General features: G+C 64.0%; 24 protein-coding genes and 2 pseudogenes. 16 read left to right on the top strand and 10 right to left on the bottom strand.

Going from position 1 to position 22811, the window contains the following annotated elements:
* The first annotated feature begins 35 nt into the window (after window positions 1-35).
* Window positions 36-959, top strand: a complete 924-nt coding sequence (locus OG874_RS18040) for a helix-turn-helix domain-containing protein (RefSeq protein ID WP_329411390.1) — start codon at window positions 36-38, stop codon at window positions 957-959.
* Between the two features lie 48 nt (window positions 960-1007).
* On the opposite strand, the gene OG874_RS44760 is transcribed toward OG874_RS18040, so the two are convergent.
* From OG874_RS44760 to OG874_RS18025, 3 genes are all read right to left on the bottom strand, one after another.
* A complete protein-coding gene (locus OG874_RS44760) occupies window positions 1008-1208 on the bottom strand; it encodes a hypothetical protein (RefSeq protein WP_442943409.1) in 201 nt (66 codons plus the stop codon).
* A 664-nt stretch (window positions 1209-1872) separates the two neighbouring features.
* On the bottom strand, window positions 1873-2166 hold the full coding sequence (locus OG874_RS18030) for a hypothetical protein (protein ID WP_330256288.1): 294 nt from the start codon (window positions 2164-2166) through the stop codon (window positions 1873-1875).
* Between the two features lie 638 nt (window positions 2167-2804).
* On the bottom strand, window positions 2805-3248 hold the full coding sequence (locus tag OG874_RS18025) for a phosphotransferase (RefSeq protein WP_330256287.1): 444 nt from the start codon (window positions 3246-3248) through the stop codon (window positions 2805-2807).
* Between the two features lie 129 nt (window positions 3249-3377).
* Here OG874_RS18025 and OG874_RS18020 point away from each other — a divergent pair, with 129 nt between their 5' ends.
* Both OG874_RS18020 and OG874_RS18015 read left to right on the top strand, forming a co-directional pair.
* A complete protein-coding gene (locus OG874_RS18020; protein ID WP_330256286.1) occupies window positions 3378-3512 on the top strand; it encodes a hypothetical protein in 135 nt (44 codons plus the stop codon).
* Window positions 3509-3652, top strand: coding sequence for a hypothetical protein (locus tag OG874_RS18015; protein WP_330256285.1), 144 nt, complete (start codon window positions 3509-3511; stop codon window positions 3650-3652). The genes OG874_RS18020 and OG874_RS18015 overlap by 4 nt, the downstream gene beginning before the upstream one ends.
* 129 nt (window positions 3653-3781) lie before the next feature.
* Here the strand turns inward: OG874_RS18015 and OG874_RS18010 are convergent, their stop codons facing one another.
* From OG874_RS18010 to OG874_RS18000, 3 genes are all read right to left on the bottom strand, one after another.
* Entirely contained in the window at window positions 3782-4084 is a 303-nt protein-coding gene (locus tag OG874_RS18010; protein ID WP_330256284.1) for a hypothetical protein, read from the bottom strand.
* Window positions 4085-4395: 311 nt separating this feature from the next.
* Window positions 4396-4623 carry a hypothetical protein gene (locus tag OG874_RS18005; RefSeq protein WP_330256283.1) on the bottom strand — a complete coding sequence of 76 codons (228 nt, stop codon included), beginning with the start codon at window positions 4621-4623 and terminating at the stop codon, window positions 4396-4398.
* Between the two features lie 629 nt (window positions 4624-5252).
* The gene (locus OG874_RS18000; protein ID WP_330256282.1) at window positions 5253-6155 is read right to left on the bottom strand and encodes a LysR family transcriptional regulator; all 903 of its coding nucleotides are present in this window, start codon (window positions 6153-6155) and stop codon (window positions 5253-5255) included.
* 155 nt (window positions 6156-6310) lie between these two features.
* Between OG874_RS18000 and OG874_RS17995 the strand changes: the two genes are divergently transcribed.
* The 3 genes from OG874_RS17995 (at window position 6311) to OG874_RS17985 (ending at window position 8358) form a co-directional block, all read left to right on the top strand.
* Window positions 6311-6622, top strand: coding sequence for an EthD family reductase (locus tag OG874_RS17995; protein WP_330256281.1), 312 nt, complete (start codon window positions 6311-6313; stop codon window positions 6620-6622).
* 606 nt (window positions 6623-7228) lie between these two features.
* Window positions 7229-7870 carry a LysE family translocator gene (locus tag OG874_RS17990; RefSeq protein ID WP_330256280.1) on the top strand — a complete coding sequence of 214 codons (642 nt, stop codon included), beginning with the start codon at window positions 7229-7231 and terminating at the stop codon, window positions 7868-7870.
* Between the two features lie 170 nt (window positions 7871-8040).
* Window positions 8041-8358, top strand: a complete 318-nt coding sequence (locus tag OG874_RS17985; RefSeq protein WP_330256279.1) for a transposase — start codon at window positions 8041-8043, stop codon at window positions 8356-8358.
* Window positions 8359-8407: 49 nt separating this feature from the next.
* Here the strand turns inward: OG874_RS17985 and OG874_RS17980 are convergent, their stop codons facing one another.
* From OG874_RS17980 to OG874_RS17970, 3 genes are read right to left on the bottom strand one after another with little or no spacing between them, the layout of a single operon-like run.
* Window positions 8408-9397, bottom strand: coding sequence for a tyrosine-type recombinase/integrase (locus tag OG874_RS17980; protein ID WP_330256278.1), 990 nt, complete (start codon window positions 9395-9397; stop codon window positions 8408-8410).
* Window positions 9394-10332, bottom strand: a complete 939-nt coding sequence (locus OG874_RS17975) for a tyrosine-type recombinase/integrase (protein WP_330256277.1) — start codon at window positions 10330-10332, stop codon at window positions 9394-9396. The genes OG874_RS17980 and OG874_RS17975 overlap by 4 nt, the downstream gene beginning before the upstream one ends.
* Window positions 10332-11249, bottom strand: coding sequence for a site-specific integrase (locus tag OG874_RS17970; RefSeq protein ID WP_330256276.1), 918 nt, complete (start codon window positions 11247-11249; stop codon window positions 10332-10334). Before OG874_RS17970 ends, OG874_RS17975 begins: the two co-directional genes overlap by 1 nt.
* Before the next feature lie 202 nt (window positions 11250-11451).
* On the opposite strand from OG874_RS17970, the gene OG874_RS17965 reads away from it, so the two are divergent.
* From OG874_RS17965 to OG874_RS17960, 3 genes and pseudogenes are all read left to right on the top strand, one after another.
* Entirely contained in the window at window positions 11452-12165 is a 714-nt protein-coding gene (locus OG874_RS17965; RefSeq protein WP_330256275.1) for an IS3 family transposase, read from the top strand.
* A 12-nt stretch (window positions 12166-12177) separates the two neighbouring features.
* Window positions 12178-12375 (top strand): annotated as a pseudogene (locus tag OG874_RS44755) (integrase core domain-containing protein); the annotation flags it as partial.
* A 730-nt stretch (window positions 12376-13105) separates the two neighbouring features.
* The gene (locus OG874_RS17960; RefSeq protein WP_330256274.1) at window positions 13106-15925 is read left to right on the top strand and encodes a P-loop NTPase fold protein; all 2820 of its coding nucleotides are present in this window, start codon (window positions 13106-13108) and stop codon (window positions 15923-15925) included.
* Here the strand turns inward: OG874_RS17960 and OG874_RS17955 are convergent.
* Window positions 15904-16173: a hypothetical protein gene (locus OG874_RS17955; protein WP_330256273.1), complete on the bottom strand. Its 270-nt coding sequence runs from the start codon at window positions 16171-16173 to the stop codon at window positions 15904-15906. The two genes, OG874_RS17960 and OG874_RS17955, sit on opposite strands and share 22 nt — an antisense overlap.
* 500 nt (window positions 16174-16673) lie before the next feature.
* Between OG874_RS17955 and OG874_RS17950 the strand changes: the two genes are divergently transcribed.
* From OG874_RS17950 to OG874_RS17920, 7 genes and pseudogenes are all read left to right on the top strand, one after another.
* Window positions 16674-17111: a hypothetical protein gene (locus OG874_RS17950; RefSeq protein ID WP_330256272.1), complete on the top strand. Its 438-nt coding sequence runs from the start codon at window positions 16674-16676 to the stop codon at window positions 17109-17111.
* 326 nt (window positions 17112-17437) lie between these two features.
* Window positions 17438-17945, top strand: a pseudogene (locus OG874_RS17945) (IS110 family transposase); the annotation flags it as partial.
* Window positions 17946-18585: 640 nt separating this feature from the next.
* A complete protein-coding gene (locus OG874_RS17940) occupies window positions 18586-19323 on the top strand; it encodes an IPT/TIG domain-containing protein (protein ID WP_330256271.1) in 738 nt (245 codons plus the stop codon).
* Window positions 19324-19449: 126 nt separating this feature from the next.
* On the top strand, window positions 19450-20892 hold the full coding sequence (locus OG874_RS17935; RefSeq protein ID WP_330256270.1) for a glycoside hydrolase domain-containing protein: 1443 nt from the start codon (window positions 19450-19452) through the stop codon (window positions 20890-20892).
* Window positions 20889-21104 (top strand): hypothetical protein, encoded by a 216-nt coding sequence (locus OG874_RS17930; protein ID WP_330256269.1) that lies wholly within the window; start codon window positions 20889-20891, stop codon window positions 21102-21104. Before OG874_RS17935 ends, OG874_RS17930 begins: the two co-directional genes overlap by 4 nt.
* Window positions 21105-21167: 63 nt before the next feature.
* Window positions 21168-21392, top strand: coding sequence for a hypothetical protein (locus OG874_RS17925; protein WP_330256268.1), 225 nt, complete (start codon window positions 21168-21170; stop codon window positions 21390-21392).
* A complete protein-coding gene (locus OG874_RS17920) occupies window positions 21389-21844 on the top strand; it encodes a hypothetical protein (protein ID WP_330256267.1) in 456 nt (151 codons plus the stop codon). The genes OG874_RS17925 and OG874_RS17920 overlap by 4 nt, the downstream gene beginning before the upstream one ends.
* The last annotated feature ends 967 nt before the right edge of the window (window positions 21845-22811 follow it).

The following is a 22811-nucleotide window of genomic DNA, read 5'->3' as shown; positions in this document are numbered from 1 at the left end:
GGCTCGTAGTCGTACGACCGGGAATACTGGAGAGCATGAGCGACAATCCTGCCCCGGACGACGCTCAGGCCGCCCACTCCGACGGCCTGGACCAGCGCGCCGAGCTCAGCGAGTTCTTGCGTACGCGCCGGGCCCGGCTCGAGCCGGGTGACGTAGGGATTCCCTGGCAAGGGCGGCACCGGCGGGTGCCGGGCCTGCGTCGCGAGGAACTGGCTCAGCTGGCCGGGGTCTCGGTGGCTTACTACACACGGCTGGAGCAGGGCAACGGGCGCAATGTGTCGGCGGAGGTGCTCGACTCGATCGCGCGCGCCCTGCGGCTGACCGACGCCGAGCACGCGCACCTCACCCACCTCGCCAAGCCCAAGCAACTGCGGCGCAAGTATCGGGCACCCAAGCAGCAGCAGGTGCGGGTCACGTTGCAGCAACTGCTGGAGTCGATGGACAGGATGCCCGCGTACGTGGCCGGGGCGCGGTCGGAGATCCTCGCCTGGAACCAGATGGCGGCGGCGCTCTTCGGCGACTGGGGGCAGCTGCCGCCCGCCGAACGCAATTGGGCGCGGCTGACCTTTCTTTCTCCCGACTACCGGCGGCTGTTCCTGGACTGGGATTCCAAGGCGTCCGACATGGTCAGCTATCTGCGGCTGTACGCGGGCCAGCATCCGGACGACCCGGAGCTGTCGGCGCTGGTGGGGGAACTATCGGTCAAGAGCGAGGAGTTCCGGCGGCTGTGGGCCACGCATGACGTGAAGGAAAAGGGGCATGGTGTGAAGCGGATGCGGCACCCTCTGGTCGGTGAGCTGACCCTGGCGTACGAGACGTTGTACCTCCCGGACGACGCGGAGCAGTACCTGTGTGTCTACCACGCGGAACCGGGCTCGCCGTCGGCGGAGGCGCTGTGTCTCCTGGCCAGCTGGGGCACGGACGCCGCCCAAGCGCCCATCAACTCAACCCGCCCCTGACGCCCCGGCTGGGCTGGGTTTCGCGTCCGGTCGCATCGCTCCCCCCGATCATGCTGGAGGTGCAGCACCAGGTCGGGTACGGCGTATGTCGAGTTCCTCATCGTCGACGAGGAGATCAACGGTGCGGTTGGGTACATCGAGGCGAATGCGATCGCCGTTGCACACGAGTGCGAGAGGGCCCCGCGATGTGGTGACGCCGCCGCTGCTTTGATGACCGCGCCCTCGGGTGCGAGTGATTGACCAGTGCACCTGTGCCCTTCGTCCGCGAGCTATCTGCTGCAGCACAGTGGGCAGTAGCGTGTGTTCGGAGGTGAGCGCACGTGCGCCAAGCGTGTCTACCGTGCCATCGGTTAGCGTCGGCACCTCGAGTTGGGCGATGATCTCGCCCCGCTGATCTTGCGGCCGCTGGTTCGGGTGCGCTCGACTTCGAGAACTTGCCGGGCACCGGGGAAGCCGATCCTGGCCAGGCGGGGGTTCGTTCCTCTGTGTTTGTCAAGCTGCTGGAGCGGGTTTGGTCGTAGCCTGTTCGGTGGCGGGTTCCGGAAGTGACTGATCCGAAGTGTTGGTGTGCGGGGTTGAGCCGGCCGCGCAGGATTTCGTAGTCGCCCTCGACTGTCCTGCGGAGCCCGCCCCGATCGTGTGGTGTTGTTCGTCGGCGATCATGATGCGCCAAACATGGTCGGCCAGACGGCGTTTGAGTCCCTTGAGTCAAGTCCTCATGCTGTGAGACGTCGTTGACGGTTGGTACGGGATACGACTATCAGAAGCCGTCGACATGCCCGCTTGTCTGTATCCGTCGCCCCGTTGGTGGCTGTCCGTCGTCCGGCGGGGCAGCCGTTGTCTCAGAAGCTGACCGTCCGGCCGAATCTCGCGCAGGCTGTGAACGGCGGAAAACCGCTCGGTAAGCGGCCGTTCAGCGCCTGCTTACGCCGCCGTGGTAATCAGTCTGGAGTCGCGCCGCCGCGTCTGCTATGAACGCGGACAAGGCACCCTCCACCGCGCGCTCCCGGGATCTGAGTTCTGTCAAATTCTCGGCCTTGATCAGATCGTTGACCTGGGCTGCCGCCGCGTCCAGCAGTGGCTCGGGACGCGCGGACACCAGCTCCAGGCGCAGCTTCGCGGCGTGTGCGAGACTGCCGAGCCGGTCGACCTCTCCGTACGCCGCAGCGGTATCGCCGGAGTCGGACTTTCGGAGCCAAAGAGTCACCAGACCTCGCCTCAGGTCCGCAAGCGCTCCCGCGCACTCACTGTAGGCAGCTATCCGCTCATGCCGAAGACGTACAGCGCGTGCAATATCCTCTGCTCTGATGGCATTTCGTCGCTGAAACCCGTATGTAGTAAACGAGCCGAGCAGTGTGCCGACAACAGCAACGACGCTTGCCCAGACAGCGCTCATATGACACCCCTCGATCATGATGCAAGCCCAAAGCGATTGCTGCTCAGGCTTGCTCACGACGATCCGTATAGATGATCAACCTAGCTCCGAATCATATCGGCGCCCGAGTGGCCCAACTGCGCATAGAACAGCCGGGACCTGCATTACGGCCTGACCTATGGAGATCGGCTCCCTCTGCTCGGAAGCGTTTGATCAGTGATGGGTCGGTGCGGTGAGGCGTCGCAGTGCGGCGTGGGCGGGTGAGCCCCATGTGGGCTTGCCGCCGGGGCGTCCGTGGACGCCGGCGTCTGCGATGAAGATGCCGGCGAGGGCGCGCAGCACCGCGTATCCGCGGGCGCGGCGCAGGGTCGCGGCGTCTTCGAAGACCGCGCGGACGGCGTCTGGATCGGGGATCAGCCCCAGCTCGGTGGCCGAGGCAAGCTGCTCGGCGAACCCCTCGCAATAGTCGGTCAGCGGCCCTCCGCTGTTCCGGCCGGTGGTGCTTGTTCGGGGGCGGGTTGGTGAAGTGCGGTCAGGAAGGCGGCCAAGATGGCGGCCGCCTCGGTAGCGTGCGTGACGGGGGCGCGGTCGGCAGGCGAGCCCGGTACCCAGGTGGTGACGATCCAGGGCCGCGGAAACCGCTCGGAGGGCTCACCGATCCGCTGCGGAACGGGAACTGGCAGAGGAAGGTGCGGGGCGAGGACAGGCAGCCAGGTGTGCTCTTTGTGTAGCGGTGCGTCCGCGGACTCGGTCGCCCAGGGCAACCGGACGGCGAGGTCGTTGCCGAGCCGCCATAGCTGGTTGTCCCAGCCACGCGCGCCGAGCCGCACAGGATAATCGGCGAGGTCGGGGTGCTGCGCACGCAGCAGATCCCGCACCAACTCGGCGGTGATCTCGAGCTCGGTGTGCGTCATGCGGATCAACAGTAGCCAGATGGCAGCCGACCCGTTCCAGCTGCTGGAGGGGGCCGGGTCATGACGCCGCAGGTGTCTGGACTTCGCATGCCTTCCCGCGCCCTTCAGCGAACAGTGCACAGTCGGGCCATGGCAGGACGGCTTGAGCTGCAATCGATCTCGCGCATAGAAACCGCGACCAGCGGTATTACCGTGCGCTGTCTTGAAGTGCGCCACATGGTTCGGGTCGATCTTGCGGCCGAGCAGCTGGCCGGTTCAGCATGATCCCGACCGTCTCCTTCTCCTACTCCGACGAATGGTCTGTCGTGGTCACCACTCTCGAATACGCGTTACGGCTGCACCACCACACCCCCGGCACCCTCGCTGACCTGGAACATACCTGCACCAGCGCACCAAAGCCATGATCGGCAGCGGGCCGCACCTCATCCGGCGGCGCAGCCATCGAGGCCGTCCTCGAGGGCGGCGAACGCATCCGCCCCTGGCGTCGCCCGATTCATGTCCTATGGTGGCGCCGGTCGTGGGGGAGGGGGCTGCTATTCGGCGGGGGTATTCGGCGTCGGAGGCGTCGAGGCCAGCGTTTGCAGGGCTCCTTCGTACCAGGCGTGTACTGCCAACCAGATGTATGGTGGCTGACCTTCCTCGTCTTCTAGTTCCTTCGCCTTGCGGACCAGGTATTCCAACATCGGGTTGCCCCGATCCGGAAACGGGTACGCGAAGGCGTCGTCGGGCTCCGCGATGCTGGCGGCTCTGTAGTCTCTGTGCCCGTTCGCGATGATTCGGGTCGACTGGCGAGTGACGTACTCGGTTGGGATGACCGCTGGTCCTTCTGGATCCATTTGATGCCCCGGGTTGGTTTCGGCCTCGAATTATTGATCTGAGCAGTCTGCCACGCGATTCGCCTGCACTTGGGACGTCCGTTCGGCTGCTGGCTCACCGAGGCGGGTGCGCCAGGGGTTCATGTCGGTAGGGGGTATCGACCAGTACGCCAACCTCCTACGACACCGAAAACTGCTGGTCATCGGCAAATAGCAGTGGCGTGACGGTTCCGGTCCGGTTGCCGCAGGTTCGTGCCTCGGGCCGGGCGTGTCAAACATGGGAACGCGGACGACCTGCGGTTTTCGGGTGGGCAGTTGGTGATCGAAGCCGATTATGAGTTGTAGGCGGTGGTTCCGTCGTCTTGCTGGCCCGCTTGCCGTCGTGCGATCTCAAGGAAGACGTTGGCCTGTTGCGGGGCGACTGCCTCGCCTTGGGCTTCGTCGACGAAGGTGATGCTGAAGTCTGCTTCGGGTTCGTTGGTACATCGTTGCTGCCGGTCGGCGAGATCACCGCGACCCAGGCGGCGCGGGATCAGACCGGTTTGCTGGACAGTTCCCACGCTTGGATCGGGTCGCGGGAGTACCAGTGGCCGGTCCATTCCCGGCTGGCGGCCAGCGCCGCGTAGAACTCGCCGTCGTCGGGCAACTCGGGGCATGAGCCGCGACAACACTGGGGCGGTCGCTGTGGAATCGGCGGGCGCGTTCGACCGCGCGAGCGGCGCACTCGGCGTGGTAAGCGCGTTGGGTGATCAACCATTCATCAGCGGTGCGCCGGTCCGGGTGCCCGGCGTGGTCGAGGGAGTAGTGCATCTGATATTCCGCCCGTGCCAGTTGTTCGCTGGCGTGTTCGAACAACCAGGCGATCCACGCCGGGCGGTGGCGGCCGCGGCGATCCGCGAGGAGGTCAACTCGGCGATCTTCGCGCTGGTCGTCGAACGCATCGTCCCGGCAGGCGTGGCCGGATTGGATCGGATGCTCGTCACAGCGGGCGGTCCGGGCGCCAAGAGCGACTACAACCGGTTGAAGCGGACCGCGCCGCGGCCGTCGTGGGCCAACTATCGGCTGCAGATCGATCATCTGCGCTGGGTCGATAGCCTCGGTGACGCGCGGGCCTGGTGGGAGGAGGGGATCGCCCCGTGCGGGTCGGCCTCGCCACCGCCGACGTCCGTCTCGCGTGACCTGCTGCGCGTCAGTCCGGCAGCCAGTGCAGCTCGTGTGCCAGGGTTTTGGCGACGGTACGGATGCGGCGGTGTAGTGGTGACTGCACGCGCGGGAGGACCAGGTGGATCGTCAAGGTGGGTGCGCCCTGCAGCGGTCGCCACGTGAGACCGGCCGGTGTTGTCGTGACCGCGGCTTCACCGGCCGGGGCGAGGGTGAGCCCGTCGCGTAGGTCGCGCTGAGACATGTCGAAAGAGACTGCGGGCGTGTGGAATCGGGGGTTCGGCCGGGTGTCGCGGAACAGGGCGGACAGCTGATCGTGGATCACGGGGTTGGCCGTACGGTCGGGGAGTCGCAGCGGATACGCGGCCGCATCGGCGATCTCGATCTCCGGGTGTTCGGCCAGCGGATGATGCTGTGCCAATTGGACCCCGATGCGCACACGCCGCAGCAGGAACCGGCGCACGCCACGACCCGGCTGTTCACCGCGGGTGATCCCCGCATCGATGCGGCCGTCGGCGACCGCGGGGGAGATCTCCGGTGTCGCCATCGGGACCGCGCTGACCTCGAGTCCCGGGCTGCTGCGAATGAGCCTGTCCACCAGGGCCGGTGCCGTCTCGGCCCCCGCGCTGAGGCTGTATCCGATGCGCAGCGTGCCCAGTTCACCGGCCCCCGCATTCCGGGCGGTGTCCCATGCCCGCTCCAGCGCCGCCAGCGCGGGCGGCGCGGACTCCGCCAAAGCCGCACCGGCCGTGGTCAATACGACGCTACGCGTGTTGCGAACCAGCAGGCTCGTACCGAGTTCCGCCTCCAATCGGCGTATCCGGGCACTGAGTGCGGGCTGCGCGATACCGATCCGTGTGGCCGCGCGGGTGAAGTTCAACTCCTGCGCCAGCACCAGAAAGTACCGCAGGCTCACCGTATCCGGCGCCACATGCCCTCTCTGTCGATTGATAACGATCCGTTCTGAGTCTATCGCGTCCCGGTCTTTCCCTCGACCACACATCAAGCCCTAACCTGCGCATATGACGATTCAACTGACCGCGGTACTGGACATCGCACTCACACCTAGCGATGCAGGAGGCAGTCATGCATAAGTTGGTGGTCCTGTATTCCAAACCCGCCGACCCTGACCACTTCCGCGACTACTACGTGACCAACCACCTTCCGCTGGTCATGAATTGGCCCGGCCTGCTTGCGTGGCGCTACAGCTTCGACGTGGCGGCGACCAAGGGAGAAGCGCCGTATTTCGCGGTCTTCGAAGCCGACTTCGCTGACGCCGCCGCCATGGCCGCGGCGCGGTCGTCGGTGCAAGGCCAGCGGGTGGCCGCCGATGTCGTCAACTACGCCACCGGCGGTGCGGTCATCATCCACTATCCGGTGCAGGACGGCACCAGCTGAGGCAGGACGGCACGCTCCGGGACGCGTTCGGAGCGTGCCGTTGCGGCCAGGTCCCGGCTATCGGCGGAACGCCGTTCCCGGTTGCCGGTTCGTTGAGCGTCAAACGTGGGCCGATGTCCCGGCCGGATGTCAATGTGGTTGATGCGCGCGTGCGGCGCGACGGCCGGGGGCGGCAGCCCACGGCCGTCACCGACGACGACCCGGCGGCGACGGACCGGACCGGCGTGCGGTCGCTGCCGCGGTTGGCCGCTTGTCATTCCCCGCGCCGGGCACTACTTCCCACTCGCGCGGCCAGCGGAGTTCTCCGAGCTGATCCTGGACGCAGCTGCTGCCTGCCAGAACCGATCGAATACCTGACCACCCCCAGAGCCGTAAACGTGAGCGCCCCCACTGATCCCGGAAACAGGATTGCAGGCTAGCGGCTCCTCGCGAGAAGCATTGCAGCGCGAAGCATCCTGTCATGCCGCTGGGCGCGTAGTCGTGAACGGCCGCATCTGCCGATTCCGCGATGTTTCAACGGCGGGTTCTCCCGACAGCAACGGTTACGGTTCCAGTGCGTCGGAACTGGCTCGCGACAAATAGCCAGCTGAACCCCAGGATGAGAGCATGATCGAAACCACGGCGGTGTTGGGAGTGGCCGCGACCGAGTTGGGAATGGTGCTGACGCCGGGCCCGAACATGATGTATCTGGTGTCGCGCACGATATCGCAGGGACGGCGAGCGGGTCTGGTATCGCTATCGGGTGTGGCCGTCGGGTTCATGGTGTATCTCGTGGCCGCCATCGTCGGGATTACCGCGATCTTCGCGGTGGTGCCGGGGTTGTATCTGAGCATGAAGCTGGCCGGCGCAGCTTATCTGGCGTACTTGGCGTGGAAGACGTTGCGCGGCGGCATCTCTGTGTTCGAGCCCTCCGATCTGGCCGCCGACTCCACGCGCAGGCTCTTCAGCATGGGGCTGGTCACCAACCTGCTCAATCCCAAGATCGCGATCATCTACATGGCGTTGATCCCGCAGTTCGTGACCCCAGAACAGGGGCGAGTCTGGTTGCAGAGCCTGCTGCTGGGCGCAGTGCAGATCGGTATCGCGCTGACGGTCAACGGCTTGATCGTGATGGGAGCCGCCACAATCGCAGTGTTCCTGACCGGCCGCCCGCTCTGGATGCGGGCACAACGCTGGGTCACCGGCACAATGCTCGGCGTCGTCGCCGTTCTACTAGTTACCGACCGGACCCGCCCGGTTCCGGCCTAGGCTGACCGACGCGAATAACACGCTGCTGGCAAGTGGTTGGCGCGGTAGTGCCGATTACCGTGCTTGTATCGCCCCTGAGCTTCGCGGCTCGAGCTTCGCCCTGAGGTTCACCCCTGGAAGTGGACACCGAGTTAGCAGGATCGATGGTTCTGCTGGTAAGGATGTCCGTTATGCCTCCTCGCAAGCGTCGGTCGTTCACGGCCGAGTACAAGGTCGAGGCTGCTCATCGGGTGATCGATTCCGGTCGCTCGATCGCTGTGGTCGCTCGTGAACTCGGTATTCACGAGACCGTGCTCAGTACCTGGGTCAAAGACGAGCGGCGCCGGATCGCCGCGGCCGAGGTCGGTGGTGAGAAACCTCTGGACGCGGCCGAGCGAGCCGAGTTGCTGCGTTTACGCAGGCAAGTCGGCGAGCTGGAGAAGGACAATGCGTTCTTGGCAAAAGCTTCGGCTTATGCCGCCCGGCGGGTTATGCCGATCACTGCCTGAAAGCTGGTGCGTCCGAAGGATTCTTGTCGGCATAATCCGGCGGGTCGGGTCAGAGTTCTTCGAGGAATGCAAGTAGCTGGTCGGGTGGATGGTATCGGCCGGGGCTGGTGTTGATTGGTCGGACGCGGGCGAGGGCTTGTTCCTTGAGGCTCATGTCGGCGTGGAGGTAGATCTGTGTGGTGGAGGGGCTTTCGTGGCCGAGCCAGAGCGCGATGACGGCGGTGTCGGTTCCACTGTGCAACAGCGCCATTGCCGCTGTGTGGCGAAGGGTGTGTGGGGTGACTCGTTTGCTGGTGATCGTCGGTGCCGAGATGGCTGCGGTGGCAGCGTGTTTGGTGACCAGGCGGGCGACTGCATCGGTCGATAGCCGGTGTCCTTGCCGGGTTGTGAAGACCGGGGCTGAGGGCCGGCAGCCGGTTTCGGTGATCCATGCTCGCAGCGTGGCCGCGGTGGGCCGGGTGATGGGGGTAGCGCGGTCTTTTCGTCCTTTGCCGTGGCAGCGGACGTGGGCACCGGTGTCGAGGTGGATGTCGTCTCTGGTCAGTGCGGTGAGTTCGGAGACGCGGAGTCCGGTTTGGCAGGCCAGCCGCAGCAGGGTGTGGTCGCGGCGTCCGAGTTGGGTGGTGCGGTCGGGTGCGACGAGCAGAGCCTGGGTTTCTTCGCTGGTAAGGAAGCAGACGATGGTCCGGTCGTGTCGTTTCGGCGGGATCGACAGCACGCGGCTGATGTGGTCGGCGTGTTCAGGTGTGTGCTGGGCGGCGTAGCGGAACAGGGAGTGGATCGCTGCGAGCCGGGTGTTGCGGGTGGCGATGCTGTTGGTTCGCTGTTCCTCGAGGTGCTGCAGGAACGCGGTGATCAATTCGGTGTCCAGGTCGGTGATGTCGAGGCGGTGCGGCGGGATCCCGGTGCGCGATTGCGTGAACCGCAACAGCAGCGAGAAGGTGTCACGGTAGGAGGCGATGGTATTGGGGCTGGCTTGGCGTTGCCGGATCAGCCGTTCGGTGAAGAACCGTTGCAGCACCGGTGCGAGTGCGGTCACGACCGGCTCCTTTCGTGGTCGTCGATCCGCTGCGCGGCCAGGGTGAGCAGCTGCGGTGCGGCGTGCAGGTAGTGGTAGGTGGATTTCGGGTCGACGTGTCCGAGCCAGGTCGACAGCACCGGCAGCCGCGGCTCCACCGGTGCCCCGTCGTGATGGAAATCGATCAGCGTCGCGACAGCGAACGAGTGACGCAGGTCGTGCGGGCGCGGCCGGCGCCGGCCTGGGGCGGCGGTGATTCCTGTGGCGTCGAGCAGCGTGGCGAACAACGGTGCGACCTGGGACACGTTGAGTCTGCCGCCGCGTGCGGATACGAAGAACGCCGAGGTTGCCGGGTTCGGGCAGCAACGGTCGCGCAGATCGGTGTAGCGGCGCAGCGCCGCGATCGTGCTCGGATGCAGGAATACTTGCCGGGTCTTGCCGAATTTCGTGTTCGCGATCAGCAGTGTGGCCTGGTCGAGGTCGACGTGGTCATGGTCGAGTCGGCAGGCTTCGCCGCTGCGCATGCCGGTCACCGCGAGCAGCCCGATAAGGGTGGACCAGGTACTTGCCTTGAGCGGCGGCGTTATTCGCGCGGCTGCCCGCATCAGTGCTTGGACCTGTTCGGGCGTGAACAGGTGCGGGATCAGTTTCGGCGCGCGTGCGGTCAGCAGGTCGCCGGGCGGGACTTCGGTGACGGGGTCCAGGATCTGCAGGTGTCGGGCGAAGTTCCGCGCGACCGCCAGCTTGCGGCCCTGATAGTAGGTTCCGGCCGAATGTGCTCGCGGGCCGGGTTCGGTTGCCCAGTCCAGCATCAATTCTGTTGTCAGATGCTCACATTCGCGTGCGTGGCAGTAGTTGACCAGCCGCATCAGCAACCGGGCTTCGCCGACGAGCGTGAAACCCAGAGCCCGCCGCATCGCGAGGTAGTCCTCGGCGGCCTCACCCAACCCGGTCATCACAGCACCCCGGTCGGCCACGGCCGCGCCAGCGGACGCAACGCCTCGACATCGACCTTGGCGTAAATGCTGGTGGAGGCGATGTCGCGGTGCCGCAACACCTGCCCGATCTCCGGCAACGACGCCCCGGCCCGCAACAGATCGGTGGCTAGAGAGTGCCTGAGCCGGTGAGCGAACACCCTCTCGACCCCGGCACGATCGCAGGCATGTCCGACGATCGTGGAGATCGTGCACGCCGCCAACGGCCCGAACGGTGGCCGTAACCCGCAGAACACCGCACGCGACTCGGTGACCGGCCGGCCCGCTGTCAGATAGGCCGTGACGGCGTCACCGACCTCGACGGGCACTGGCAACCGGTCGACCCGGCCGCCTTTGCCGTGAACGGTGACTTCGCCGGCGCGCCAATCGAAGTCACCCAGCCGAAGACGGGTGACCTCGACACTGCGTAGTCCCAGACGGACGAGCATGATCACCACGGCGTAGTTACGCCGGCCGAGCGCGGTGCCCCGGTCGCAGCCGGCAACGATCTGTGCCACGGTCGCGGCGTCGATTCCTCGTGGCAGCGACGCCAGCCGCCACCCCGACACCGCGGGAACAGCCCCAGCCAATGCCACCCGGGTTCGGCCACTGACGTGCAGGAACCGCAACACCGCCCGCAAGGAGGTCACCATCGCCTTCGCCGACCACGTGTTGCGTTCCGGACAGAAGTCCAGCATGAACGCCATCACCTGAGCCGCATCCAACTGCGCCAGCGTTTGCTCCAGTGGTGCGGGCAGGCGGGACAGAAAGCTTCGGGCTTGGCGGCCATAACATTCCACCGTCGCCGGGGACAGCGCCCGCTCACACGCCAGCCAATGACGGAAATCCGCTACGACCGAATCCACCGTGACGACAACCGAATCCCGTTGAACACTCACGACCAACCTCCCGCCTGAAGGACTCACCGACCCATCCAGCCTGGACCCGGACATGAGAAAATTCCGACAGAAAGGTGTCTTGACCGGCAGCTTTCAGGCAGCGGGCGGCATAACCCGCCGGGCGGCATAAGCCGAATTATGCCGAGCTGCATAATTCGGCGTACTTTGCCGCGATGCAGACCAACCGGCCCGGTTCGATCTGATGGTGAAGTACGCCGGCCCCGATGACATCGCCGAGACCGCGGGCACCAGCGCCCCCGAGGGGCAACGATTCTCGATCCGTCGTATGGCGCGCCTGCTGGGAGTGTCGACGTCGGGTTACTACGCGTATGTGAAACGTTGCACGGCAACGGTTTCGACGCTACGTCAGCAGCGTCGTGCCGATCTGACGGTGAAGATCCTCGACGTCCACGCCGAGTCCGACGGTACCTACGGTTCTCCGCGGATCACTGCCGAGCTACGCGCACGGGGTGAAGTGGTCAGCGCCAAGACCGTCGCGGCGATCATGGCCCGGATCGGGATCGAGGGCATCAGCCCACGCACGTTCAAGGTCCGCACCACGATCACCGATCCTGCCGCGTCGTTCCCGCCGGACCTGGTACGCCGCAACTTCGATCAAGGGCGCCTCGACGCGGTCTGGACGACCGATTTCACCTATCTGACCTGCGGACAGGGCGACATGTACTTGTGCGCCATCCGTGACGGGCATTCCCGCCGCGTGCTCGCCCACGTCGTGGCCGATCACATCGGCGCCGACGTGGTGTGCCGAGCCATCGACGAGGCCGTAGCAGTGCGTGGGCATCCGGTGGACGGGACCGTGCTGCATTCCGATCGCGGGGGCGAGTTCACCGCGGCGATGACAGTCAACGCCTGTCACCGCCACCAGCTGAAACGGTCGATGGGCGATACCGGATAATGTTGGGACAACAGTCCCGCCGAATCGTTTTGGTCGACCTACAAACACGAGTCGTACTACCGCCACGTCTACGCCACCAAGACCGAACTCGTTGCTGCGGTTGACAATTGGATACACAGATACAACCATGAGCGACGGCACTCCGCCCTCGGGATGCTCAGCCCCCTACGCTACGAGCAATCCCTGACAGACGCAGCAAAAGCTGCTTGAACCCCTGTCCACTATTCGGGGTGAACCTCAGATGACCAGCGCAGCTGTGTAGACGATCGTTCGGATGATGTGGGCGCCGGTCCACGCACGAACGTTGTCAACGGCGCGGCGGGCAATCTTCATGCCGTGCACAGTAGGCGATCAGATCAGCTCGGATCGCGGAAGCATGGCCACGACCAACTGCGCCAGCTACTGCCCGGAGGCAGGTGCAAGGTCAACCGCTGTCCGGTTGAACTTAACGCGGATCCGACGGATGCGGATTCGTCGGGTTGCGTTGCACCCCAGAGGTCCTGGTTGTGCGGGACTGTAAGAACAACTGCTCGGGTGCAGGGTCAGTCTCGGTAAGGGCACGATGCGTCGGTGCCTGAAGTGAATGTTGCTGTTGGTGTGGTGTTTTCGGGGCTAGCCGCTGGTTGTCGAGGGTGTGATGGATGAGGGTGAACGGATCCTTGTGCTGGCGCAATCGCCGGATGGGCCAGCGTCCTACCGCGTTCGGCGAACGGCACGCTGGAGTGAAAGCCGGTGGCCCACACGATGGTGTTGTATTCGCGCGCGGTGCGGTCGACGAAGTGCACTGCGTTGCCGTCGAAGCGCTCGATGCCTGATACGACACCGATGCGGCCGTGGTGGATCCAGTACAGCAGCAGGTGTTGGTCGCGTCGCGCGGTAGCTGCGGGCGGGAATGGTAAGAACCCCGCACGGGCACCGTGTCGTGGGCGATAGTGGTGTCGTGGCAGGTCGGCTCGTACTGAACATCGCCTCGCAATGCAGAGCGATGACAAGCTTGGGGGATATCGTCGAAGTCGCTCTGCGGCTGGAGGAGTCGCTGGCTGCACACGGGGAATGGAAGTCGGCGGCGGCGACGGGGCGGCCCCTGCTCGATCCGACGCTCGCGGAGATGCGTGCGGCGATATCGTCGGCTTTCGAAGCCGCACGTGAGTCCGATTCCACCCTGATGATCAGCTTTATCGGACATGCCACGGCGACCGCTGCCGACGACTTCTACCTGCTGGTCACTGATTCGGAGAGTCAGCCGGATTCGGCCAGTGCTTTTCATCTTCTGAACGGATTGCGTGAACAGTTGTATCGGGGGGACCTCGAAGGTCTTGTTCTGCTGATCGACTCATGCGATGCGCCGCGCGGATTGGCTCAGCTGCTAGGAAGGGGCGCGACGACGCCGGTCGAGGTTCTACAAGCAAGTGTGGAGGGACCGGCATACGGGCCGGCCCAATTCAGCGAAGCACTCGTCAAGATCTTCGATGAGGGCATTCCGGACGCGGGAGCCCGCCTCACCTGTGGTGATGTAGTAGCCGCTCTGGGGCCAGCTCTCGCGCCGAAGCAAATCCCCAACTACTCGAGCTACTCCCAGATGCAACCGACGTGGCTTGTGCACAATCAGGCTCGGCCCGGTGCGAATCCAGTACCCGCGCACGTGCACCCGGCGTTGCGGTCGGGGCAGATGCTCATTCCAGGTATTGCCGGTGATGAGACCTCGGGTCCCGACAGCTTGGGGGTGGATGCGGACGCTGCCGCGCTGGCCGCGCTGATAGCGTCCACGCGGTTGGTTCCGCCGTTGGCGGTTGCGGTTTATGGCGAGTGGGGCAGCGGCAAGACATTTTTCATGCGTCGGATAGAAGCCAATATCGACCGGCTCACTGCGCGTGACCCGGGCGGCACGGTCTTCGAGCCCGCAGTGCGGCACATCCGCTTCGGGGCGTGGCACTACGCGCGCGGCAATTTGTGGGCCAGTCTGCTGGAGCACGTCTTCACGACACTGTGCCCGCCGGATTCGACAGCCGATCAGATGTTGGTGGAGCTGACTGCGAGTATCCCCGTAATCCAAGAAGCCCTCGCAGATGCCGACCAGCGGGTCGACGCTACCAAGCTGCGAATCGACGAAATAACCGCTGAGATCGGATCGGCGCGAGAGCGTCATGACGATACGCTGGAATCGCTGAAATCCGTACGTGCACGAGATATCTGGGCGGCGATCACCTCAGATGGTGAGGTGAGCCAACAGTTTCAGGCAGTCGCAGCGGAACTGAACATCCCGGCCGCCATCAACAGCACACGCGAGCTCCTCGGCTCGACCCGCACGGTCATTGCATTGGTGTCCAAGGTCAAGTTCCTCGCCACCGCAGGCAAACATTGGTACTCGTCGCCACTCGCGGCGGCGGGATTCATCGCCGTGATGGTCGGAGCCATCACGACTCTGGGTGCGGCGGTGTCACCGGATACCTTCCACACGATCGCTGCGTTGATGGCGACTTTGGCGACCGCCGGGTCGGGCGCTGCTGCGTGGATTGTGCGGCAATCGACGTTGGCCCGCGGCCTCCTCGGACCGGCAGAACGTTTGCAATGCCAGATCGAGCAGCGAGTTGAAGAGGAACGCGTCAAACAGGCGGCCGAATTGAAAAAGCTTGAGGCCCAGGCCGCCGTCGCGCGCGCCGAGCTCGACGCTGCCCGGGAACAAAAAGCTGCGGCTGTCGAGGATCTCGATGCTGCCCGCCGAACGCGCGATGAGTTGACCCCAGCGCGACTACTGGAGGACTACATCGCGAACCGGGCTGCCAGCGGCGAGTACGCCGAGCACCTCGGAGTCGTCGGAATGGCGCACCGCGATCTGCGCCGACTCGGCGGCCACCTGCGTGACGCGGCTTCGGACCCATCCGTCTGCATCAAACGGATCGTTCTCTACATTGACGATCTCGACCGATGCGCGCCCAACGTGGTCGTCGAGGTGCTGGAAGTCGTGCATCTGCTCCTTGCGCTGCCACTGTTTGTCGTCGTGGTCGGTGTCGATCCACGCAGTCTCGACCGATCGTTGCGCGCAACGTTTCCGGAGATGCTCGGTTCCGGCGACGAAGCCCCCTCCTCATGGGCCTACCTCGAGAAAATCTTTCAACTGACCTATACATTGCAGCCGATGACTCTGGCGGGATGCCAGACGATCCTCCGCGAGGTAGCTAGTCGTGGCGGGACGCATACCGTCACAAGCTATCCCGGCCCTGAATCATGGCCGAGCAATGAATTGTTCCCGGCGACCGACAGCACCGATCCTGAAACCTCGATCGACGACGGTGGGTCCACCGCGAGCGTGATAGCCGCACCTGTTTCTGAGACGTCGGCTGACGAGCGGCTCGCCGAGGCATTGATATTGTCCGACAACGACCTTGCAACGCTCGAGGTGATGGCCCCACTGGTGGCGACGACTCCGCGGCGCGTAAAACGATTCCTCAACATCTACGTCGTGGTGCGAGCTCGGCTCGCGGCCGAACCGCACAACACCGACGCATTGGCTGTGTTGGTGGCTACCCTCATCGGCACACCCGATTCACTGGGCCGGATGCTACGGGAATCCGACCGAGCGAGCGCCGCAGGATCGTTTGGACAATGGGCCCGCGAAGCTCAACTCAACATCACCGATGCTGTCGAATCCGCCCGAGTCGCTGCGTTTCTCGATAACGCTGGCACCGTGCTCGACCTCTCCTTTTCCACCGTCCTGGACCATCTGTCTCTGGTCAGACCCTATGTCGTCGGCGGGGTGTAACCCTTGCCGCCAAGCAGCGAGAACTTTCGCCGGTTGGCGTTCGGACGGTCGGCCAGCATGCCGAGCGCTTCCGCGTCCTCATCAAGCATGGAGACGAAAAGGTTACTGATAGCCAGCGTGTCTTCCTCGTGTCGGTCCTTCTCATGTTCGGTTCCCAAAGTCTTCAGTCCCAGCCGAAGCCGCTGTGATCGCACGCTCTTCAAGGTCGATCGCTCGGGTGCGGCGGCACGCAGCTGGGAGACGAGCATCTTCCCCCCAGGCTTCGTCGACGAAGAGGTACTCGCGCAGATCCAGTAGATCGCTGTCAGGCACGTACGCAGGCATTGCGCGAGGATATTGAAATGTACGTGCGAATCGGAGCAGCTAGTCTGCCGCTCCGCCCGGCAGAGTGTGCACGAAACTCGGGAGGGTTCATCTTCTCGGATTAGCTGTCACATCAGTCTCCGGACTCGCCAGACGGTTCAAGCGGCGAGGTGTTGGTAGCGGTGTGTTTCCCACTGTTGCGCATGGCTGGTACGTGGTGACTCGCCGCGTCGCTGCCGCAGCAGCAACGCATCGACCTGCCTGGCCGAACACGACCTGCCACTACTTGGGACGGTATCGAGGTCCACCTCGGGCCCGTCTCCTGTTCATCAACCGTGACGGCGGTTGCTCACGAATCCTAGCGGGCGCGTTGCGGAGTCACGGATTTAGGCAGCACCAGCGGTTATAGTGTAGTTATCGGTTGCGGGGCGAGGGGAGCCTGCCGTTGTCTGACATATCGAAAGTTGAGCTGTACGCGGCTATCCGCCAGGATCTTCGTGCCGGCCTATCCAAGCGTGCCATCGAGCGCAAGCACAGGGTCGGGTGGCGTACGGTGGCCAGCGCGACGGAGTCGCTGTGGCCCGAGCCGCGTAAGGGGTATCCGCCGCGACCACAGAAGCTGGATCCCTACAAGCCGTTCATCGACGATGTTCTGCGCGCCGATCTGGATGTGCCTCCTGGGCAACGTCACACGGCGACCCGGATCTATCACCGTTTGCTCGAGGAGCATGGCGTGCGGGACGTGTCGTATCAGCGAGTCAGTGCCTATGTCCGCGAACGCAAACCACAGCTACAGGCGGAACAGGTGACAGCCCGTCGCCGTTCCGAACGGCTCATCAAGGCCGCCGGGTTCCCTCGCTCTAGTCTCGGTCGGTCATGGTAATTGCCGGTGAGGTGCCCCTGGAATGGCGAAAGGTGCTCTGAACTCCAACAATTCGACTTGTCAAAGGTTGAATTGATCGAGGTTTTGGAGCACCTAATGGGTCCTGGGAAGCTAAGCTTCCAGGCGGTAGTCGCCGGTGGGTGAGCACACGGAGCACCGAGACCCCGAGTCCTGCAGAAAGACAGTGCCCTCACCGGCGAGCCGGAAGATACGGATCGCTGATGGGATGCCGTGCCCGTTGTGGCGTGAGCACTGGTTCGTTAGGTCGCGACATTTCTCCCGCATGACTGCGGTGGTCGGCTGACACGACAGGACGGAGAATCGGGTTGCTCTTCATCGGCGACGGCTGGGCGGAGGACCATCACGACATCGAGGTGATGGCACCGACGGGCGCACCAAAGCTCGAGCCAAGCTGCCGGAAGGTCTAGCTGGAATCGTCGAGTTTCACAAGCTAATTGCTGAATTTCACGGTGCCGACGCCGAGTCATCGGAGGTATTGAGCGCGATCGAGACCGATCGCGGTCCTTGGGTGGCCGCGCTGGTGGCGGCAGGCTATACGGTCTATACGGTCTATGCGGTGAACCCCTTGCAGAGGCGGCACGTTACCGAGACCGCCGCAGCGTCTGAGGGGCGAAGAGCGATGCGGCAGACGCCCATATCTTGGCGGATATAGTGCGAACCGACGCGCACCAACTGCGCGCCGTCGCCGGTGATATCGCCGAGGTCGAAGCGGTGAAGGTGTTGAGCCGCGCCCACGAGACGTTGATCTGGGAGCGGACCCGTCACATGCAGCGGCTGTGCCACGCGCTGCGCGAATACTTCCCGGCCGCCATCATCGACCGACTTACCTTCGGCGGCAACATCATCGAGACCGGCACCCACAGCTATCGCGGGTCCCATGCCAAGGCAACCGAACCCACCGACAAACCCGCTGACCTACCCGAGCCCCGACTCACGCCGACGATACCGTCGCGCCTGCCGCTGCGTCTGCTCAACAAGCGGCTCGTCGGCGCCCACGCTTCGGATCCATCGGATGGCCCGGACCGTATGTGAGAAACAAACGTTCCGAATTCAGAAACGGTACGCATCGCTGATGCCGTCAGAATTCGCGAATAACTCGACCTGAAACGCCGTCAAAATTCGCGGCAAAACGCCGTCAAAATTCGCGGTAAAACGCCGTCGGCATTCATGATAAAACGCCGTCAGAATTCGCGAGAAATCCACCAAAACTACCGCTGACCTGCTCTGACTAGCGGCTTGTATTCAAAAAAGACTATTGCGCCACGATTTCCGTAGACGTATGTTTGTGGATGGCTTTATGTCCAGTCAAATTTCTGCGAGGGAAATGTAGCCAATTCTAAATTATGCTCTCGTGCCCCTGTCTGGGCTGGCTCTCACCAGCACCACGATCTGCCCCGGCCCACGGCTCCAGGGTCGGGCCGGGGCTCTGATCGACTCTCGAAAGAAGATACTCATGCCAACCATCACTTCCCTCTCTCCGACCTCGGGGCCCGCCTCAGGGAATACCAGTGTCACGATTACCGGCACCGGGTTCGTCCCTATTGTCACCAACGTGAAGTTCGGCGCGACGGCGACGACTTTCACGGTGGACTCTCCCACGCAGATCACGGCCATCGCCCCTCCGGGGTCGGGTACGGTGCAGGTCACCGTCACCACGTCGGGTGGTGGTACCAGTAATGGTGTTTCCTACACTTATCTCCCGGTTCCTTCCCTGACCAGCGTGAGTCCCACTCAGGGGCCCACCACTGGCGGGAACACGGTCACCCTCACCGGCACCAATCTGACAGGTGTCACCGCAGTCAGCTTCGATGGTGCGGCGGCAACCTCCTTCACGGTCGTCACGGACACCCAGATCACGGCTGTCGCTCCTGCTGGAACCGGCATTGTGCAGATCACCGTCACCGCCCCGGGCGGAACCAGCAACGGGGCGACCTACACCTATGTCGTCGTACCCACCATCACGTCCATCTCCCCGACGGCGGGACCCACCTCGGGCGGTACCAGTGTCACGATCACCGGCACCGAATTCACCGGCCCCCTCACCGTGAAGTTCGGCACCACCGCCACCACCTTCACCGTGAACTCCAGCACGCAGCTCACCGCGATCGCCCCCCCGGGGACGGGCGCGGTGCAAGTCACCGTCACCGGCTCGGGTGGTACCAGCAACGGGGTGTCCTACACCTACGTCTGACCGGGCGCCCGGGCGGCTGACGCCCGGGCAATGGATGACGCTGAACCGCGCCCTGGGCAGACTACGCGTTCCCTGCCTGAGGCGATGGTTCGGCAGCACTCACCACAAGATCGAGGAGGCGAGGCAGTGAAACTGTTGGACTTCTCTGCGAGTCTGATCGACCCGCAAGCCATCAACTATGCGGGATACGACGGTGTCATCGGCTACTTCTCGGACTCACGGCCCGGCGCGAACTTCGGTGCGAAGCCGCTGCGGCGCGATTACTGCGATCGCCTGCGCGCGTTGGGGTTGGAGATCGTCTCGAACTACCAGTACGGCAAGGGCGCTACTTCGGATTGGCTCGGCGGATTCGATGGCGGCGTCCGGCACGCCGAGATCGCCCTGAAGTACCACACCGAGGCGGGCGGGCCTGGCAACCGGCCGATCTACGCGCCCGTCGACTCGAACCCTTCCCTCCAAGAGTGGAATTCGCAGATCGCACCGTTCCTGCGCGGCTGGGCGTCGGTGGTCGGCCTGGAGTGGACCGGTATGTACGGCAACGCGCGCTGCATCGACTGGGCGCTCGAGGACGGCGTCGCCACCTGGTTCTGGCAGCACAACTGGTCCGGCGATCCATCGATTAACGGCGACCATCCCGCCGCTCACATTCACCAGATCGAAATCGACCAACGCACGGTCGGCGGCGTCGGAGTGGACGTGAACATCACTCTCGAACACGACTACGGGCAGTGGTCCGCTGTGGCGACAGGCGGAGATAGCGCCGGCGGGCATCCGCTTGGAGTCGATCTCGTTCCATATCGCGAGCAAATGAACGGGCTGTGGAACGACGCCGACAACACCAAGCAGCTGATCGTTGAGCACAGCACCGAGAGCGAGAGCGGGAACACCTCGGTCATCGGCTACCTGGAGCGAACCGGCAACGGCTCCTACCAGACGATGATCGACTTCGACGGCGAAGAAGTGCGCATGGTGTCCGACAAAAAGCAGGCGTGGGCAGCGATGGAGCAAGGCAACCGCCGCGGCCTGCATGTATGCGCGATGGGCCGAGCCGAGTGGGCGCGTGACCGGTGGCAGCAAGAGGGAAAGCTGCTCGAGCGCACCGCGATGCGGTATGCGGAATGGAGTCGCCTGTACGGCATCCCACTCGTGAAGATCAGCGCCGCTGACGCGGCCAACGGAGTGCGGGGGATCGTCGGCCACATCGACATCACCGCTGCGTTCCACGAGTCCGACCACTGGGACCCCGGCCCCAACTTCCCCTACGACATCGTGATCGCGCGGGCATTCGAGATCAACAACGGCACAACGATATCGGAGGCGCTCATGTCCCTGGCAGATGAAGAACTCGGCAAGCGGTTCGGATCGCGGTCGAAATACCGTGCCAACGACGACCTGGTCGACACGCTCGTCGGGTTCATCCTCAACATCGACGCTCGAATCCACGAGGAGCATGTCGAACGCGAAGCGCTGAAAGGTGTCGGCTGGGCCGTCGACCTCGTGAAGCGGGAAGCCGCGCGGGGTGATGCGGGTGCGCAGGCTGTACTGGCGGAGATCGAAGGGGCCAAATGAAACGCATCCCTGAACCAGCACTCGTCCGGTCGATCTTGGTTGCCGTCACTGGCGTCATCGCTTTGCTCGTCGGCCACCAGACCGATACGAGTTGGATCGAGGCCGCGGTGACCGGCTATGCCGCGATCAGCCCGATCATCGCGGGCGTGTTGATCCGGCAAGCGGTCACACCTGCTCGGGTGGGAAGGCCCGAACCCGACGAGACGGGGTAGCAGCGCCTCTCGAATTTTGTGCCCGGCCGCAACCGCTCCCGGGTGTGTTGATGAGGAGGGTGAATGTCCGGGCAGGACGGCGTGTCGACGCGAACCCTGACGGCGCTGGTGTACATCGTGGCGCTGGCCTGGGCGATAAATCTTCTCGCACCTCTCGTGATCGATGGATACACGAGTAACACTGGTGCCAATGGGGTAATGGGCGCACTGATCGGGCTCCTGGGCGCCGCACGGTATCAGGTATCACGCAACAAGGGAGCCCATTCGGAAGAAGGCGGATCCCAGTGAACAGCGTGATCCTGCAATTCCTGTTCGGGACGGCTTGCATCGGAATCGGCTTTTTCGCCGGTCTGAGTCTGGGCTGGCGTGAATATAGTCTGGGCGATCGACATTTCGCTGCGCCCACAGTGCCACATACTGACAGGCAGCACGCGTATGTGCTGATTGTTATTGCTGCGCTGAGTCTGGCGAGCACCGTGTACGCCGGAGTGCAAACGGCCCGGCAGGCGGAGTGCAACACCGACTTCAAGCTGAGCCTGGTGGACCGGTCCGCGATCTCGACGGAGAACCAGCGCCATCTCGACGACATGATGTCCACTGTCGCGGTGTCGGTGTCGAACCCTCAGCCAGATTCACGGGAAAAGGCGCGACAAGCGATTTTGGACTACCAGAAGTGGGCGGAAAAGGCCGCAGAGCAACGCGCCGCCAACCCGATCGGAGATCCGCACTGCGGCGATTGAACAGTGTGCCGTAGCTGATATCGATCGCGTTGCCGTAGATCTGAAAGCGTGAACTTCTCGGATATTTGTCGAAATCTATCCCGACAAGCTTGCCTCGACCGAGCCGGGTGAACACCGGGTTCGGTGTGAAACTGCGCAGCAGCGCTTCGCTGCGCGTAGTTGAAAAATATCCAGAGTTCCTTATTTGGATGGCGTATACCAATTGCCATGTTATTGCCTGCTCCTTGTGAAGCATGTCTGATAGCGGCTGATTGTGCCCGCGAGTGCGACGAAGCCGCCGAAGCGATCGGCGGCGACCGTCGGGGCTGCGCCCGATCTGCCGTCGGTTCCGACCCCCGAGTCGGCGATCACCCTGCGCGTCATCGCTGTGTCCGATTCACGCAGTGTGTGCCGAATTCGCTTCGATAGCAGGTGATTTGCGGACGTGATCTGCGTCGATGTGACAGTATCGAGCGCGCTCGTCGCGACAGTTTCCCTTCGAGCCGAGATCGAAACGCAGGTATGCCGTCACCGCAGGGTAAGAGAAGCCATTATCCAGTGACTCCTACTTTCCGATCCGCACTCTCAGCGTCCACGGCTGCTGGAACTCAACTGTCACCGTCACCGTCGCTGCGCGATCCGAATCACCGTGGAGCCCACGGGGCTTGACGCGTGGATGTCAGGAGATCGGCTCCAAGTCCGATGCGGCCGCCAAAGCGGTGGTAACACCTGCGGGCGCGTGTCCTATAGGTGAGCTGAGTCGCCCAGGTGTGAGGGCGGTGTCGCCTGGCAGCGGCACGACTGCGTCGACATCCGCCACGACGACAGTCGCGCCGACCTCCACCATCGTGGTTGTGCCGTCACCGACCGCGACCGTGGTGCCGGCACCGCCGCCCACGCAGTCGGTTGACGCACCGACCGTTGTCCCCGCGCCTCCGGTGGCGCCCGCGCCTGTCGCGCCTTCAGTGGCAGCGCCTGTGAAGTCGGT

Source organism: Nocardia sp. NBC_00565 (assembly GCF_036345915.1).
GTDB lineage: Bacteria > Actinomycetota > Actinomycetes > Mycobacteriales > Mycobacteriaceae > Nocardia.
Note: the sequence above shows the minus strand (reverse complement) of the source record. Positions and strands in the feature narration are given on the sequence as shown.